We start from the raw sequence: 14685 nt of genomic DNA on the forward strand, positions 1-14685 counted from the left end.
GACGTTGCTGATCGCACCATAGTGCGGACAGCGCGCCGCCTTAGCTCAGATGGCCAGAGCAACGCACTCGTAATGCGTAGGTCTCGGGTTCGAATCCCGAAGGCGGCTCCACTGGAACCCCAGGACAGAATCTCTCTGACCTGGGGTTTTCTCGTTCAGCGGATGCGGCGACGGCGCAGCGCGCGGGCTGCCCGGCTGTCCTCGGTCTCAGTTCTGGTCTCAGTCGCGGGTTCCGGGCGGGGCATGAAGGCGTCTCCCATGCGACGCATGGCGTCCTTCGAAAGGTGGGATCTGCCCTTCACGTACCGCCGGGTCTGACTGATCTGGGTGTGCCGGAGGATCTCCATGATCGTGGGCATGTCGACCCCGAGTTCGTTCAGGATCGTGCCGGCGGTGTGACGGCTCCCGTCGTACAGGCGCCGGTCGTCGATCCCGGCTTCCGCCAACAGCTCCTTGAACTCTTCCCAGTCCTGGCGAGGGTCCAGAGGGCGGCCGTCCGGGCGGGTGAAGACCAGCTTGTGTTCCTCCCACGCGTCCCCTGCTTCGGCGCGTGCTGCGTCCTGCTGCGCCTTGTGCTCGCGGAGGTAGGGGATGAACGGCGGCGGGATAGGCACGGCGTTCCGGCTCTTCTTGGTCTTGGGCCGGGTGAAGACCAAGCCGCCGCCTTTGCGTTCCGGGCACGCTCGGGCGTGACTCGTGCAGTCTTTCGGGCACGGCTTCGGGCAGCCGCGCTTGTAGTTCTTGTGGGTCCTGCATTCCGGCGGGCACGGCTCGAACCGGTGGAACTTGTCGCCGCATGCGTGCGGGTCTGTGCAGCCGTGCCGCCACGTAAGGCGCTGAAGCTGCCATTCGGGATGGAAAAGCTCGTTGTCGAAGTCGACGTACGGCCACCTCAAGCCCAGGGTCTCGCCCTGTCTGAAGCCCATGCCGACGCCGACGCACCACCGCATGAAGGTGGGGCGCTTGGCGGCGGCCTCCAGGAACGCCTTGGCTTCCTCGGTCGTGAACGGGTTTGCCTCGGTCTCGTCGACAGTGGGTGGGTCGACGAGGGTGGCCACGTTTTCGACGATCAGACGGCGGCGGTGTGCGATCTTCAGGGCGCGCGACAGGATGCGGTGCACCTTGAGCACGTGCGACGGCGCGTGTCCCTCATCGAGCATGACGCGGTACATCCGCTCCAAGTGCTCCGGCTGAAGCTTGTCGAGCCGGTGTTTGCCGATACCGGGGATGATGTCGTTCCTGGTCTTGGACCAGTAGTCGTCCAGGGAGCGCGGCTTGAGCTTCAAGGACGCGATATCGGTCAGGTATGTGGTCATCCACTGCTCTACGGTCGGCTTGCGTCCGGCCTTGGGCGCGCGTCCCTTGTCGCGTAGGTCTTCCAGTTCCCGGACCTTGCGCTTGATTTCCGTCTCGGTCCGCGCCCGGCGGTGGCGTCGGTCGGGACTGCCATCGTCCTTGACGCCCATCGTGACGCGGCCGTGAAACCAGCCGTCACTGCCCAGGTAGATGGACGATTCCATATTCGCTTTGCGGGGGCTCATGCACTCCTCCATGCGGGAGGCGGCCCCGATGAATTCGGGGCCGCCTCGGTGACGCTGGTCAGTGGGCGATCGGGGCGAGGCTCGCCACGTAGTGCTCAAGGTCCGTCCGCCGGATGCGGCGGCTGCGGCCCAACTTGATGTACTTCAGGACTCCTTCGGCCATCAGCTCGTAGAGGGTCGAGCGGCCAATGGCGAGTGCTTCGGCGGCCTCTTCCGGCGTGTAGAGAAGCCGGTCCACAGGCGCAGCGGTGGCTGTGCTCATCCGGGTGTCTCCTCGGGTGGGGCTGTCTGGCATGCCCTGGAAGTCCGCTACATGCGCCACGGGTGCTACGTCGCAGCTCAGAGCCTGTTTTCGGCGTAGCGGTGGGGCCGCGTGTAGCGGATGGGGCCGCTACACGCTCGGGTGCTGTAGCGGCTTTCCGGTGTCAGTAGCGGGGGCGTAGCGGGTTACGTGGGTAACAGCCGCTACGCCGTTTCCGCAGGTCAGACGGTGATCAGTCGGCGTCCGTGGCGGGTGTAGCGGACTCGGGCCCCTTGGGCGCGGGGCAGTACCGCTTCCACGCGTCATACAGGTCGGCTGCGTAGTAGCCCTTGACGACGCCAGCGCCTGTGCGGATGTTGCGGGCCTTGATGGGGGTGTTGTCGGCGGTGACGTACTCCCCGAGCCGCTTGGCGAGTTGCCGGGAGTCGAGCGGCTTGCCGCCCATGTCGGCCCACGGCGCGTCGTCCATGGCATTGAGCGCGGCGAGAATCTGCGCGGTGGGCATCCGGTCGGCGCCGTTGAACACAACGTCGCGCAAGTCGGTCAACAACCGGATGCCCAGGGACGCTTTGTCGCCGGCCGTGGCCGCGGCGACCAGTTCGACGCACGCCTCGCGGGCGCGCTCGGGCCACTCTCCGCCGGCCGCGTCGGCGATGGCCAGCAGGGGCTCCCACACGTCCGCGGGTCGGTCGGAGACCCCATCGGGCATTTCGGGGAAGGCATCCTGCAGCCGCTCGCGGACGGTGTCCGCCCATGCCGCCAGGCGCTCGCGCAGGGCGCGGCCCTCGGGCTCGTGGAGGCGGCTGCGGAAGGATTCCACGGTCTCGTTCGGGGCGCGGCGGCGCATGCGGATGATGACCGAGCGGGTCAGGATCGTGTCCGGCAGCCAGCCGAGACCGGCGACGGCGACCGCGGCGTAGGACGGGAAGGCTTGCACAGTCTGGTTGCCGCCGTCCCCGACGCAGCGGTAGGAGACGCCCGTTCGGCGGTGGCCGGCGTTGAGCAGGCCGCGCAGTTCTTCATTGTCCTTGGCCTTGGGGCCGAAGACGGTGTCGATCTCGTCGAACAGGATCGTGGGCCGGCCGGACTCCATCCCCGAGACGGCCCGGAACAGGGCGGCGGGTGAGGCGTTGACGGCCACCATGGGCTGCGGCACGAGGGTGCCGCAGATCTCCAGCGCCCGCGTCTTGCCCGAGCCCGGCTCCGGGGAGAGGAACGCGAGCCGCGGGGTGGACTCGAACGCGTCCAACAGGTGCGCGTGCGCGTCCCACAGTGTGACGGCCACGTACGCGGCCTCGGTGGGGAAGACATTGAAGCGGCGGTGGAACGCTTCGACCTCGTTGAGCAGGGCAGCGCCGTCGAGGGACGGGGTGGGCGTGGTGGTGTCGGTCATGCGGCGATCCTCCTTTCGGTGCGCGGGGCGGGAGTGCCGGTGCAGAAGTGCCTGTGGGCGTCGTAGTCGGCGACCAGGTCGGCCACGTCGTCCTGGCCGCGGGCGGTGCGGGTCTCGCCGCAGCCGCAGGCGTAGGCGGCGGTGGGGGTGTCGCCGTATCGCTTGGACCAGCGGGCGCCGTCGTAGTGGTGGCGGTAGACCGGCGGGGCGTAGATGCGGATGCCTGGCCGTTGCGGCGTGGGGTCGTCCGGGCTCGGCTGCGGGCGGCCGGGCGGGTGCGTGGCGGGGTGAAGAGCTGAAAGGACGGCCTGTCGGCCGTCGCTCTTCGTGCCACGGCTCCCCTGGGAGTCGGGCCCGGTCGGGCGCGGAGGCGGGGAAGCGGTTCGGGTGGGCTTTTCAGGGCGGGGGGTCACGCGGCGTCCCTGGGCCGGCACGTGCGGATCGACCAGTCCAGGGCGCTGCGGATGGTGGCGCGGCACTCGGACGCGGGCAGTCCGGCCGTCTCTCCCCCCGCCTGAAACGCCTGCTCCACCACATCACGGGGGATCTCGCCCCATGCGACGAGCCGGCCCAGCGCGCGGGCGCCCTCCAACAGCCGCTGGTTCCGGCCTCCCTCGCCGGTCCCGGCGACCGCGGCCACCTCCCGCTCCAGCGCCACCCGGGCCCGGCGAGTGACCGACTCATGGATGAGCAACGGGGCGGGCGCCACGTTGGCGGCCGCGGCTGGCTCGATCAGAAGTGAGGTGAGCCAGTGCGGCAGCGCTGCGACCGGGGCCTCGTCAAGCACTTCGTACGCGCCCTCGGGGGTGGTGCTACCGGGCGCGACGACGTACCCGCCGCATGCCCGGGTGTCGATGTGCGGGCCGAGCCGGTTGACGCTGTTGGGCAGGCGCCCGCCGGGCGGGGCGGTGAAGTACAGGTGGCGGCCCCCGCTCGGAGTCCGCACCTGGTAAGTGGGCGGAAGCGTCTCGCCGGCGCGCTCGCAGAGCGCTGCCAAAGAAGCGGCGCCGTCAGGCGCTCCTTCTTCGTCTCCCGGCTTGCACACGTCCAGATCCACCACCAGCAACCCGGCCGGACCGGTGGCAATCCCCACGTTGTACGCGGTGCGCGCCCATGCCGCCTGGATCAACTCCGGGTCGGTCGTGGCGCGCTGCTCGGGTGTGCGGTGGCCCTCGGCGCAGCGTCCGGTGCTGGGGCAGGAGCGTTCCGGGTGCCCGGCCGGGCGCTTGGTGCCGGGGTGCAACGGGATGACGGGCCAGCCGCGTTCGGCGGAGCACAGCGCGGCGGCCAACAGGTGGAGCGTGCTGAGGTCGACCAGAGGCGTGCTGGTGACGTTGATCAGGCTCATGCCGCCACCTCCAGCGCGGGCGCGAGCTGGGTGAGGGCAGTGCGGCCGATCCACTGGGTGTAGGCGGGCGGGATGCACTCGCGGATGCCGTCGCGGTTCATCCACGGCACGCCCATCACCTGCCGGGCGAGGTCGACTCCGGAGAAGTTGCCGACGAACTGCCCGTAGTGGCCGGGCGGGACAGGGCGGCCCATCTTCGCCTGCGGCACGGTGTGGGCGGGATGCTCGGGCTGGGTGAGGCGGAAGCCTCCGCCGGGCTCGAAGTACCGGTGCCGGTACGTGGCCACGCCGAACATGGGTCCGCACAGCATCACCGGATCACGGAGCTTGGGCCGCGCACCCCTGACGTTCTCGATCAACCACGGCCGCCCGGTGGCTTCCAGGGCGGCGCGGGTGGGGGCGATCAGGTCCGGGTGGTTGTTGCCCTGGAGGCGCTGGCAGTCGCTGTCGTGCTGGCAAGGACATGAGGCGTGGATGAAGTCGAACTCCGCCCCATGCGCGATGACGAACTCGATCGCGTCGGCCTGGACGAACCGGAACGGGTAGCGGGGCTGGGGGTCCTTGTCGACGCCGGTCACGTCGAAACCGGCGTCGTCGTAGCCCTTGGCCGCGCCGCCCTGGCAGCAGAACAGGTCCAGCAGCCGCGGCCGTCGGCCGCGCACTCGCCGGATGAGGGCAGGTTGGGTCATGCTGGGAGACCTCCACAGGTCTGATGAGGACAGGTGGACAAGGGCGGCCCCGGTTCTTTGGCGAGATGCGGGGGCCGCCCTTGGCGTAGCTAGAACGGGGGTTCGTTGCCCGGCTCGGTGGGGTTGTCCCCGGTGTTCCACGGGTCGCTGCCGGCCGGGCCGTTGGACGCGCGCCGCTTGCCGTTGATCTGGACGGTGGTGAAGCGGACGGACGCTCCGATGTCGTCTACCTCGACGGCGAGCATGCTGCGGTTCTCGCCCTCGGGGGTCTTCCAGTCGTGCTGGCGCATCCGGCCGGTGGCGACGACGCGGGAGCCCTTGCCGAAGCTGTCGGTGACGTGTTCGGCGAGGGTGCGCCAGGCGGCGCACCGGTAGAACGCGGTGGTGCCGTCCTTCCACTGGTTCGACGCACGGTCGAAGGTGCGCGGGGTGACGGCGATCGTGAACCGGGCCAGGGCGGTGCCGGAGTCGGTGATCTTCAGTTCCGGGTCGTCGGTCAGGTTGCCGACGAGGGTGATCGGGGTCTCTCCGAACGACATGGGATCACTCGCTTTCGGGCGTGGTGGGTCCGGTGGTTGGCGGTGAAGAGCAGGCGAGGCGGACGACCTCTGAGCAGGTGCTGTCGCTCGCCTGATCGTTGGCGACGTTGCCAGCGCCGCACAGCGGCGGGTTTGCGCCGTGGCCGGAAGGTTTGTTGCGACATCTCTTGCGCTATCTGTTGCGCCTAGTGATGCGACAAAGGTTGCGATATCTGTTGCGCGAGCCGTTCGGGGCGGCGGGCGTTTATGCAGGTGAGGGGCCCGCTTTTGCGTGGTCGGGGGTCTGACATCCCCTCTGCTGCCCCTCTGCTCCATCGCTGGGGTGGGAAAGTTTGGCTGGTGGGCGGTGGGGCCGGAGCAGCATCGGTGATCCGGCGCAGGCGTCCCCCGTTGCGCGCCGGCCGGGAGCCGCGCGCGGCGGGTCATGAGCCTTTGGAGCGGGTGAGTTTGAGGCTGATGCCGCCGACACCGAGCGGGCCGGTCGCGCCGGCGATGGCAACGGCGGTGTGCGCGGCGAAGTCGAGCAGGGCGAGCAGCGCGGCCACGGTGGCGAACACCCCAACCGCGCCGGCGGTCGCGACGGCGATCGGGTAGAGGAAGTGGCGCAGGGGCCGGCCGGTCGGGGCGGCGGTGTGGACGACGATCACGACCGGGGCGCCGGTGCTCTCCGCCCGGCGGTAGGCGTCGGCGGGAATGTGTGGGGCGACGATTCCGGGCGGGTCTCGGTGGGGCATGAGTGCCTCCCTCGGGTGAGCCGCGCGGGGCCGCACCGGCGCGGGTGCGGGCCCGCGCGGGTGAGTGCCAGGCGCGGGTGTCAGGGGTGTCACGCTGGGGCGTCAGGCGTTTCTGACAGCGGGTTTGCCTAGGGGTTTGGGTGTCAGGGGACCGTGACGGTGTCAGGCGTCAGGCGGCCGTCAGGGCGGGGACGATGCGCCACCGGCCAGTCGTGTTCGTCGCCTCCAACCGGCCCTGCTCGGCGGCTTCCTTCAGCCGGGCGGAGACCCACGGGCGGGAGAGGTTGTGCCGGTCGCACCAGTCCATGAAGTCGACCGGGCCCACGATCATCCGGCCCTCGCTCTCGAACTCGGCGAGCGCATCGGCGAAGAGACGCCGGGCCTCTTCCGGGGACGGCTTGCGGCCGGTGTTCTGACCGAAGATCGGGGCATCGTCGCCGTCTTGCGCGTCGGGGAGTTCGGCTTCCGGGTCGATGCCTGCGTCCTCGGGGTCGACCAGCAGTCCGCCATGGTCCATGCCGTCCTCCTGATCGACGGCCCTCAGCGCCGTCGGCTGCGGGGTGCTGGAGTTGGTCCGGCCGGTGTAGGCGTTGCCGGCGACGCTGGCGGCGGCGCCCGCAGTGACCGGGTCGGCGGTCGCGCCGTTGCGCTGGGCCCAGACGGCGAGCAGTTCCATGACCGGCACGGCGCGGTGGGTGAAGCGGAAGGTGCGGCCCGGTGAGGCGTAGCGGTCCTCGGAGATGCCGGGTGAGACGACGTAGCAGTAGCCGGGCCGCCGGTTGCCCCACGCGCCCGGGTGGGCGCCCTGCGCGAGGACCTCGTCCGGCAGGACGAACCCCTCATCGCGTGCGTCGCAGCCGAGCGCGATCACGGACGGCAGGGAAGCGCGGGTGGAGGTGGACATCTGGTCGTAGGAGGGCCGCTGGAGCGACACGATCAGCGAGATCCCGGCGGCGCGGGCCTCTTGCGCGATGCCGGTGAATGCGTCGTCACCGAGGTTGCGCAGGGTGTTGGCGGCCTCCTCGAACCAGGCGACCAGGAACGGCATGCCCTCGCAGCCGCACGCCCGCCCGTCGCCGCGGCAGGAGTGCTCAGGGTCGTTCTGCTGCTGCGCGGCCTGCGCGACCCACTGGCGGTAGCCGTGCACGCCCAACCACCGAGTGCGCGCGGGGATGACGGCCTCCACGGCTGCGACCAGTACCTCGGTTTCGGTGCCGCCCTCCGCGTCCCAGTCCAGGCCGGGCCGCAGGGGTGCGAAGTCCTGGAATGCCTTGGGGTCGGAGAACCACACGATCACGTCGGTGCGGGACAGGATCTCGGTCAGGAGGTTCAGGGCGGCGTCGCCCTTGCCTGAGCCGGTGCCTCCCGCGATCAGCCCGTGGGTGGAGTTGCGGCCCGAGTCCGGGTCGCCGGGCAGCCACATGACCAGCGGCGAGCCGTCGTCGTACCGGCCGATGACCAGGGGCTCGGTGATGGAGCCGCCCAGGTTAGACGGCCCCTCCCACTCCGCCACCTCGGCCAGCATGTCCTCCGGCACGATCACGAACTCACCGCGCCGCGAGGAGTCCGCGTCCGGGGTGTAGCGAACGGCGGAGGTCGGCAGGTCCAGCGCGGACGCGAGCCGCCCCAAGGCTTTGGTGGCGTCGTCGTGGGTCTGCTCACCCGGTTCCAGCGCGACGCGGGCGGTGACCCGGTTGGGCTCCACCTTCGCCGCACCGAGCTGCGCACGCGCGAGCCCGATCTTCTCCATCAGGCCCTTGTCCGCGCCGTCGCCGGTGCCCCCGTCGACGTTGTGGCGCAGGATCATGCGCACGTTCCACGACAGCGCCAACGCCGGGCCGCCCATCAGGTACAGGTCATCGAGCGGCCCGGCCGTGAAACCGGCGAGCGAGGCGCCGGTGAGCCAGGCCGAGCCCGCGGCCACGGTGATGGCCGAGTGCAGGCGCCGTTGCTGGCTGGTGCCCTTGCCCGCCCACCACGTGGCCCCGGTCAGGGCCACGGAGGCGAGGGTGAGGCCAACGCCGGCGGCGGCGCTCTCGGCCCACCGCGTGTGTGCGAGCGCTCCGGCCAGGCCGGTGGCGCCCCAGCCGAGCCACGGCGGAAGGTGCGGCTTTGCCCGGTGCAGGAGGTAGGCGCTGATCGTGCCGCCGGAGGGCTCGCCCTCCGGCACGGTGTAGGTAGCCACGAGTCCGTTCCCCAAGTGGTCCATGCGGGTTCGCCGCCTGCCGTTGCTGCTGGTCATCGGCTGGTCCCTTCTACTGCTGGTGCCAGTTCATGACCGGCTGCGTGGGGCGCCGGGCACGGTGACGGACGCGGTTGATCTCCTCCTCGAACTCCTGCTGGAAGACCGAGTAGCAGGCGGCGGCGTTCTTCGCCGCGTCCCGCAGCGCGTCCGCGGAGCGCTGCATCTTGCGGGCCACCTTCTGCGCCCGGATGCGGGAGCCGAACGTCCGCCCCTCCGGGTCCGGAACCGCGGCGAGCACGCCCTTGAGGATCTCGGCGCCCATCGCGACTTCGATCGACAGGGTCACGGCCGCGGCCCGCAGGGTGTTGCAGTACTGCCGCACCTGCGCCGGCGAGCCGAACTCCGGAGCCGGCAGCAGCGCCTCCGCGTGCGGACGGCCACCGCCGCTGCGGGAGCTGTTCTTGTTGTTGTTCACGGTGACGTTGACCGGCGGGACGAACGAGCCGCCGAGCGCGCCGACGAAACCGCCGGCGGCGGCGCCGGCGTTGGCGAACTTGTTGCCCTTGTCGCCGCTGTTGCGCCCGCCGCGGCTGTTACGGGTCGGGGTTGCCATCAGAATCCGTCTCCTCAGGTCAGCGGGTGCGGCGGATGATGAGCCAGCCGGTCTGGGCGGAGATCAGCACGAGCAGCCAGACCAGGGGCAGCGGCCCGGCGAGCGGGCCGAACGTGGCGGCCAGCGCCGCCCAGGTGAATGCGACCGTGGCGAGCACGGCCAGACCGATGCGCCAGGCCAGCGTGGAAAGACGACCGGGGCGGCGGCGCTGGACGAGGCCGAGCCAGACCAGCGGGGCCACGGCGAGCGGTGCGAGCACCAGCCCCGACCACCAGCCCAGCAGGTGCAGCAGGCCGGTCACGACCAGGGCCACCAGGCCGAGACTGGTCGGGGCGAGTGCGCGGCGGCCCTTCCACAGCGCGCGGCCGGCGAAGCCGAGTGCCTCGCGGGTGAAGGAGGGCCGTTCGGGGACGACGATCACGAACGGCTGCGCGCCGCGCCGGCCGCGCTGGCGAGGGATCTGAACGGTGTGAACACCCGCGGCCGTCTTCACGCCGCGGGCACGGGTACGACTGGACACAGCGAACTCCAGAGAGAGTCGAAGGGGGCTTCAGGCGGCGCACTGTTCGTTAGGGAAGGCGCACGGCACGCACATCCCGAGCGATGCGGGGATGACGTAACCGGCGTCCGTGCGGCACTGCGGGCAGATGCGGCGGGCCGCGTTCGCCCGCTCCAACGCCGCCCACTTGGCCGGCGTCATCGGCCGCACCGGCTTGGCCTGCTCGATCGAGTACAGGTAGGCGACCAGCGGCCCCCGGCGGCGCCGAGGTCGCTCGACCTGCGCGGCCACGTCCTGCCCGCCGGGCCGCAGCCCACGGGCACGCAGCTGACGACGGGTGGCCAGCCCGTCAGGGGCCAGGCGCCAGGGGTAGACAGGTATCGCGGCCATCAGCGGCCCGCGATGGCCAGTTCAGCGCCGCCCGCGGCGGGGTCGCGGTGTTCGGCGTAGCGGGTGGAGACCCAGCCGACAGACCAGCCGCACAGCTCGGCCGCCTGCCGCACCGACAGGCCGGCGTGGAACGCGGCAGCGACGACGGCGCGCGCTTCGTCCTCGGGCAGCTTGCTCTGGGCGGGGCCGCGCGACAGCAGCGCGGCGCGTTCACGCTCAGCCCGCTCCTCGCGCTCAGCCTGTTCACGGCGTTCACGCTCCTCGCGCTCCAGCCGCTCGCGCTCGCGGCGTTCGGCGACCTCCCGCTCAGCGCGTTCGCGCTCCCGCTCGCGCTGTTCACGCTCGCGTTCACGGCGTTCACGCGCCTCCCGCTCCGCAGCCTCACGGGCAGCCCGCTCGGCCTGCTCCTCGCGCCGCCGCCGCTCCTCCCGCTCGGCGGCTTCACGGGCGAGCCGTGCCTCATGCTCGCGCTGTTCACGAGCGAGCATCGCGGCATGCTCACGCTCTTCCCGCGCCTGTCGACGGGCCGCCGAAGCCCGCTCCTGGGCGGCACGCTCGCGCTGCTCGCGCTCGGCCCGCCGGCGTTCTTCCAGCGCCGTCATGGCGGTGGTGATGGCACGCCGGTAGGCGAGCCCGGTCTCGGCGGTGACGATGAGCAGCAGGGGGGCGACCGCGTGCACGGCCACGCCCACCGGGTCCCTGTCCAGGGCGGAATCGGCGACGTTGAGGGCCAGCGTCATGCCCCCGGTCATCCACCGCAGCGCCACCGGCCACCGCCCACCGCGCCCGCCCAGGCGGGCCAGTACGGCATCCAGCCGGACCACGATGACGACCGCCGCATCGACCACGAGCGGCAGGATCGGCGCCGTCCAGTCCCACTCATCCGGCGTGTGCGCAGCCGCGAGCGGGGTCACGGTCAGGATGGAGTACAGCATGGCGCCGCCCACGATCAGCCACGTGCCGACCGACAGCGCCCGCTCCGCTGAACGGATCTGGTCGGTGTTCACGCGCCCGCCCCCGTCCGTGAACGCACCTGAACCGAGCCGAGCAGTGTCACCGGGGAGGCGGGGTCCTCATCGTCGGCGCTGTACTCCGTCCACTCCCACTCGGCGTCCGGAACCGGCTCGAAGCCGAGCACGCTGAGCGCGTTCACACGTTCCGTGAACGTCGGCACCGGCGCGGGCCGCTCGAAGCTGAACTCAGGCCACGGCTCGGTCGTATTCAGCAGGGCGACGTACAAGCGCCACCGCCCCTTGGACACGGACATCTGCGCCGTGAACTCCCGCGCCATCAGGCCACCTCCGGCGCCCCGGCGCCGTCCCGGTTGGCCAGGTCCCGGCGCGCGACCAGCACCTTGCGGCGGGCCCGGCGCAGCCGGCGCGCGTCCCACTCGGTCACCGGCCGGTCCAGGAGGCTGATCTGAACGTCCAGCTCCTCGACCTCCGCGCGGATCAGCGGCATCTCGGCGTCGATCGCGCTCAGCTCCGCGTCCGTCGGTTCACGGTCCGACTCGGCCACGTCGATGCCGGGCAGCGGGTGAAGGGGGAGAATCTTCATGGGTCGTGTTCCTCTCGAAGGTGAACGGCCCGAACGCGGCTCCCGGGAGGCACCCCGGGAGCCGCTTGCCGTTGAAGCCGACTCGGCTCCCCACGCCCCGCCCGTACGCGCCCCGCGCCATGCGCGGGCCCGGACGGGCGAGGGAGGCAACCGACCGCAGCGCTAGCCGCTGCGATGGCAGGAAGAGAACGGACCGGAATGCCGCACTGGCGCCCGCCGGCCGGTCCCTCACGGCGGCGCCCACAGTCTTCGTCGGAGCACTGGAAATCCCTTTCGGGCCAGATCAACAGGGGTGAAGCACTGCAAGGGGGACCTAGTCCCCACCCTCCGGCCGTTGCTCGCGGTCGCCGGGCCACCTCGCCAGTACGGGCCGAAACCCTGTTCTGCCTGGCCTTCAGCGGGATTGCAGCGTCCCCGCCTTCTGCGCGTGCGGCATGAAGCCGCCTACAGCCGAGTTGTTGCGTTCGGCCGTAGCAGTACCTGATTTACAGGTACTGCATGAGGGTCCGTCAAGTATGTCGACGGAACCTCTTGGTTTCGCGCCGGGACTTCTTGGCGCACATTCAGAATCGCCGCAGGTCAGGGGAGTTGGTCACCCCATACGTGGACAGCTCCGGGACTTCTGGCTACGGTCAAGAAGTCCCTAGACGTCCCACCGGGGGTGCAGATGTCGAACGAGCGCTTACGGTCCGCCCTGCTCGCACGCGGCATGACGGTGCAGAGCCTCGCTGAAGAGATCAACGTCAACCCGAAGACGGTTGAGCGCTGGATCACGCAAGGGAAGGTGCCCTACCGGCGCCACCAGTACGCAACGGCAGTGGCGCTCAGGGTCGACGTGACGACGCTGTGGGACGACGACCGCAACGTCGAGAGCGCGACGGACCTGACCAAAGCCGAGATAGCTTCCGTCTACCCCCACCGGCATACAGTGCCGCCCGGGTTGTGGCGAGAGCTCTACAGCCGCGCTGAGCGGAATCTGGACGTGCTTGTCTACTCCGGCCTCTTCCTCTCGGAAGATCCGCTGTTCCACAACCTGCTGAGGGCCAAGGTGGAAGCGGGGGCGCGGGTGCGCATCCTGCTCGGGGACCCTGACTGTGATGCCGTGCGACAGCGGGGCATAGACGAGGGTCACCAGATCATGGACGGCAAGATTCGCAACGCCCTGGTGCTCTACCGTCCCCTCATGCGGAGTCACCCGGACATTGACTTCCGGCTGCATGACTCGACGCTCTACAACTCGATCTATCGGGCGGATGACGAGATGCTCGTCAACCCTCACGTCTACGGCATCGGCGCCTACATGGCGCCCGTCATGCATCTGCGCCGACTGCCCGGCGGCGGCATCTTCGACACGTACGCCAATAGCATCGACCACACGTGGGAGAACGCACGCCCGATCACCGAGCAGGACATAGCGAGCATCACGGGAGCCTGAACCATGGGACGTATCGACTACCTACATGACCCCGACGCCCCGCCGGCCAACTCCGTAGTGCCGTCCGTGGTCGCGTTCGTGCAGAACGACGCGGGAGAGGTGCTGATGATCCAGCGATCCGATAACGGGCGCTGGGCTCTGCCCGGCGGCGGGCACGACGTAGGGGAGTCCATCAGCGATACGGTCATCCGCGAGGTCTGGGAAGAGACCGGGATCAAGGCGGAAGTCGTAGACATGTCCGGGATCTACACGGACCCCGGACACGTGATGCAGTACGACGATGGCGAGGTCCGCCAACAGTTCAGCATCTGCTTCCGCGCGCGGCCGGTCGGCGGTGAGGTCCGGACGAGTAACGAGACGACCCAGGTCCGCTGGGTCGCCCCGGAGGACCTGACGGCTCTAGACGTGCATCCCACGATGCGGCTCCGGATCGAGCACGCTATGGACCGAGCCCGGAGCGCGCCCTACATCGGCTGACGCTTGGCAGCAGCGACTCTATCGAGGACACGGGACGTGCACGCCAGGATCTCGGGTTCGGCCCGGCGGATGAACTGCCCGATTAGGCTTTCAGGCCCGTAACGACCAGCGATCTCGTTGATCCGGTCGATCGGGTTGGTGGGCGTCCCGTCTGGCGTGGTGTTCATGTCGCAGAAGCACAGCGCGTCATTGAGGTGTGCGCCCTCGCGGGGGAACTCGTCCTCCAGCTCCTGGCGCAGGCCCCGAGCTTCGGCCTCCATGCACGCACAGGAGTGGTGGGCGACCAGGTTAATGACGCGCTCGTCGGCGCCGGCGACGTCCCGCAGGTAGCGTGCGCCGTCCAGCGGATGAAAGCCGGTCTTAGCCAGGTCCGGCGCATAGCCAATGTCGTGCAGGACCGCCGCAGCCTCCAGCAGGTCTGCATCCTGATCAAGGATGAGCGCGATCGTGCGTGACCTCTCGGCGACCCCGAGACAGTGCTTCCACCGCCGCGGCAGCGGCTCGGCGAGCAGGGACTCAGCCAGGGGATAGGCCCACTCCGTCAACTTCGGCAAGCTATGAACGCTCCTCTCGCGTCGGCACGGCGCGGACCGTCCGCACCCTGCCCTGTCCGCCCCCCGCCAGCACGCCGGCGGTCTGCAGCTTCTCCAGTGCCTTGGTGACCGTGGGGCGTGAGACTCCGAACCGGTTCGCCAGCACGGTGGCGCTCAGGAAGGCTTCCCCTACTTCGAACCCCTCAGCCTTGATGATGTCGACGATGCGCTCATCGAGCGGGCGCCCGTCAACTCGTGCACCCGAGCGCACAACACGCCATCGACCCCCTGGCACCGGCTCAGCCACACCTTCCTGGCGCAACACGCCGAAGGCGCGAAGGGCAACCCCGCGCGAGACCTTGTGCTCCCGCATAACCTCAGCCAAGGACGGAAGCTCCGCCATGTCTGGGTCTGCCGCAGTTCGAGCCTTCAGTTCGTCCGCGACTTTCAGGAAGGTTCCCCGAGGGCTGACCTGCTGAGACACTCGCTC

The 14685-nt window shown here is 70.1% G+C and carries 19 protein-coding genes and 1 tRNA gene; 3 read left to right on the top strand and 17 right to left on the bottom strand.

The window, feature by feature from the left end; all coding sequences use genetic code 11:
• Positions 1 to 34 precede the first annotated feature (34 nt).
• Positions 35 to 111 (top strand) — tRNA-Thr (locus ACIQ6Y_RS15555).
• Between the two features lie 44 nt (positions 112 to 155).
• Here ACIQ6Y_RS15555 and ACIQ6Y_RS15560 read toward each other — a convergent pair.
• The 15 genes from ACIQ6Y_RS15560 to ACIQ6Y_RS15630 form a co-directional block, all read right to left on the bottom strand.
• Complete coding sequence (locus ACIQ6Y_RS15560; RefSeq protein WP_404037978.1) at positions 156 to 1541, bottom strand: tyrosine-type recombinase/integrase; 1386 nt, start codon at positions 1539 to 1541, stop codon at positions 156 to 158.
• Positions 1542 to 1599: 58 nt separating this feature from the next.
• Positions 1600 to 1803 (bottom strand): helix-turn-helix domain-containing protein, encoded by a 204-nt coding sequence (locus tag ACIQ6Y_RS15565; RefSeq protein ID WP_404037980.1) that lies wholly within the window; start codon positions 1801 to 1803, stop codon positions 1600 to 1602.
• A gap of 232 nt (positions 1804 to 2035) precedes the next feature.
• A complete protein-coding gene (locus ACIQ6Y_RS15570; protein WP_404037983.1) occupies positions 2036 to 3196 on the bottom strand; it encodes a DUF3631 domain-containing protein in 1161 nt (386 codons plus the stop codon).
• Positions 3193 to 3609, bottom strand: coding sequence for a hypothetical protein (locus ACIQ6Y_RS15575; protein ID WP_404037986.1), 417 nt, complete (start codon positions 3607 to 3609; stop codon positions 3193 to 3195). The genes ACIQ6Y_RS15570 and ACIQ6Y_RS15575 overlap by 4 nt, the downstream gene beginning before the upstream one ends.
• Positions 3606 to 4544 carry a bifunctional DNA primase/polymerase gene (locus tag ACIQ6Y_RS15580; RefSeq protein ID WP_404037989.1) on the bottom strand — a complete coding sequence of 313 codons (939 nt, stop codon included), beginning with the start codon at positions 4542 to 4544 and terminating at the stop codon, positions 3606 to 3608. The genes ACIQ6Y_RS15575 and ACIQ6Y_RS15580 overlap by 4 nt, the downstream gene beginning before the upstream one ends.
• Positions 4541 to 5233 carry a class I SAM-dependent methyltransferase gene (locus ACIQ6Y_RS15585; protein WP_404037992.1) on the bottom strand — a complete coding sequence of 231 codons (693 nt, stop codon included), beginning with the start codon at positions 5231 to 5233 and terminating at the stop codon, positions 4541 to 4543. The genes ACIQ6Y_RS15580 and ACIQ6Y_RS15585 overlap by 4 nt, the downstream gene beginning before the upstream one ends.
• A gap of 89 nt (positions 5234 to 5322) precedes the next feature.
• Positions 5323 to 5772 carry a single-stranded DNA-binding protein gene (gene ssb / locus ACIQ6Y_RS15590; RefSeq protein ID WP_404037995.1) on the bottom strand — a complete coding sequence of 150 codons (450 nt, stop codon included), beginning with the start codon at positions 5770 to 5772 and terminating at the stop codon, positions 5323 to 5325.
• A gap of 422 nt (positions 5773 to 6194) precedes the next feature.
• Positions 6195 to 6506: a hypothetical protein gene (locus ACIQ6Y_RS15595; protein ID WP_404037998.1), complete on the bottom strand. Its 312-nt coding sequence runs from the start codon at positions 6504 to 6506 to the stop codon at positions 6195 to 6197.
• A gap of 169 nt (positions 6507 to 6675) precedes the next feature.
• Complete coding sequence (traB, locus tag ACIQ6Y_RS15600) at positions 6676 to 8715, bottom strand: plasmid transfer protein TraB (RefSeq protein ID WP_404038385.1); 2040 nt, start codon at positions 8713 to 8715, stop codon at positions 6676 to 6678.
• 46 nt (positions 8716 to 8761) lie between these two features.
• On the bottom strand, positions 8762 to 9304 hold the full coding sequence (gene traA, locus ACIQ6Y_RS15605) for a plasmid transfer protein TraA (protein ID WP_404038000.1): 543 nt from the start codon (positions 9302 to 9304) through the stop codon (positions 8762 to 8764).
• A gap of 19 nt (positions 9305 to 9323) precedes the next feature.
• Complete coding sequence (locus ACIQ6Y_RS15610) at positions 9324 to 9824, bottom strand: hypothetical protein (protein ID WP_404038003.1); 501 nt, start codon at positions 9822 to 9824, stop codon at positions 9324 to 9326.
• A gap of 30 nt (positions 9825 to 9854) precedes the next feature.
• Positions 9855 to 10193, bottom strand: a complete 339-nt coding sequence (locus ACIQ6Y_RS15615; protein WP_404038006.1) for an RRQRL motif-containing zinc-binding protein — start codon at positions 10191 to 10193, stop codon at positions 9855 to 9857.
• Positions 10193 to 11200: a DUF2637 domain-containing protein gene (locus ACIQ6Y_RS15620; protein ID WP_404038009.1), complete on the bottom strand. Its 1008-nt coding sequence runs from the start codon at positions 11198 to 11200 to the stop codon at positions 10193 to 10195. The genes ACIQ6Y_RS15615 and ACIQ6Y_RS15620 overlap by 1 nt, the downstream gene beginning before the upstream one ends.
• On the bottom strand, positions 11197 to 11484 hold the full coding sequence (locus tag ACIQ6Y_RS15625) for a DUF6303 family protein (RefSeq protein ID WP_404038012.1): 288 nt from the start codon (positions 11482 to 11484) through the stop codon (positions 11197 to 11199). The genes ACIQ6Y_RS15620 and ACIQ6Y_RS15625 overlap by 4 nt, the downstream gene beginning before the upstream one ends.
• Complete coding sequence (locus tag ACIQ6Y_RS15630; protein ID WP_404038014.1) at positions 11484 to 11750, bottom strand: DUF6284 family protein; 267 nt, start codon at positions 11748 to 11750, stop codon at positions 11484 to 11486. Before ACIQ6Y_RS15630 ends, ACIQ6Y_RS15625 begins: the two co-directional genes overlap by 1 nt.
• A gap of 667 nt (positions 11751 to 12417) precedes the next feature.
• Here ACIQ6Y_RS15630 and ACIQ6Y_RS15635 point away from each other — a divergent pair.
• Together ACIQ6Y_RS15635 and ACIQ6Y_RS15640 are read left to right on the top strand one after the other, a co-directional pair.
• Positions 12418 to 13185 (top strand): XRE family transcriptional regulator, encoded by a 768-nt coding sequence (locus ACIQ6Y_RS15635; RefSeq protein ID WP_404038017.1) that lies wholly within the window; start codon positions 12418 to 12420, stop codon positions 13183 to 13185.
• A gap of 3 nt (positions 13186 to 13188) precedes the next feature.
• On the top strand, positions 13189 to 13662 hold the full coding sequence (locus tag ACIQ6Y_RS15640) for an NUDIX domain-containing protein (protein WP_404038020.1): 474 nt from the start codon (positions 13189 to 13191) through the stop codon (positions 13660 to 13662).
• On the opposite strand, the gene ACIQ6Y_RS15645 is transcribed toward ACIQ6Y_RS15640, so the two are convergent.
• Together ACIQ6Y_RS15645 and ACIQ6Y_RS15650 are read right to left on the bottom strand one after the other, a co-directional pair.
• Entirely contained in the window at positions 13650 to 14216 is a 567-nt protein-coding gene (locus tag ACIQ6Y_RS15645; RefSeq protein WP_404038023.1) for an HD domain-containing protein, read from the bottom strand. The genes ACIQ6Y_RS15640 and ACIQ6Y_RS15645 overlap by 13 nt on opposite strands.
• Before the next feature lies 1 nt (position 14217).
• A complete protein-coding gene (locus ACIQ6Y_RS15650) occupies positions 14218 to 14679 on the bottom strand; it encodes a transcriptional regulator (RefSeq protein ID WP_404038025.1) in 462 nt (153 codons plus the stop codon).
• Positions 14680 to 14685: the final 6 nt, after the last annotated feature.

The sequence above is a fragment of the Streptomyces sp. NPDC096205 genome, assembly GCF_044763135.1.
Classification (GTDB): domain Bacteria; phylum Actinomycetota; class Actinomycetes; order Streptomycetales; family Streptomycetaceae; genus Streptomyces.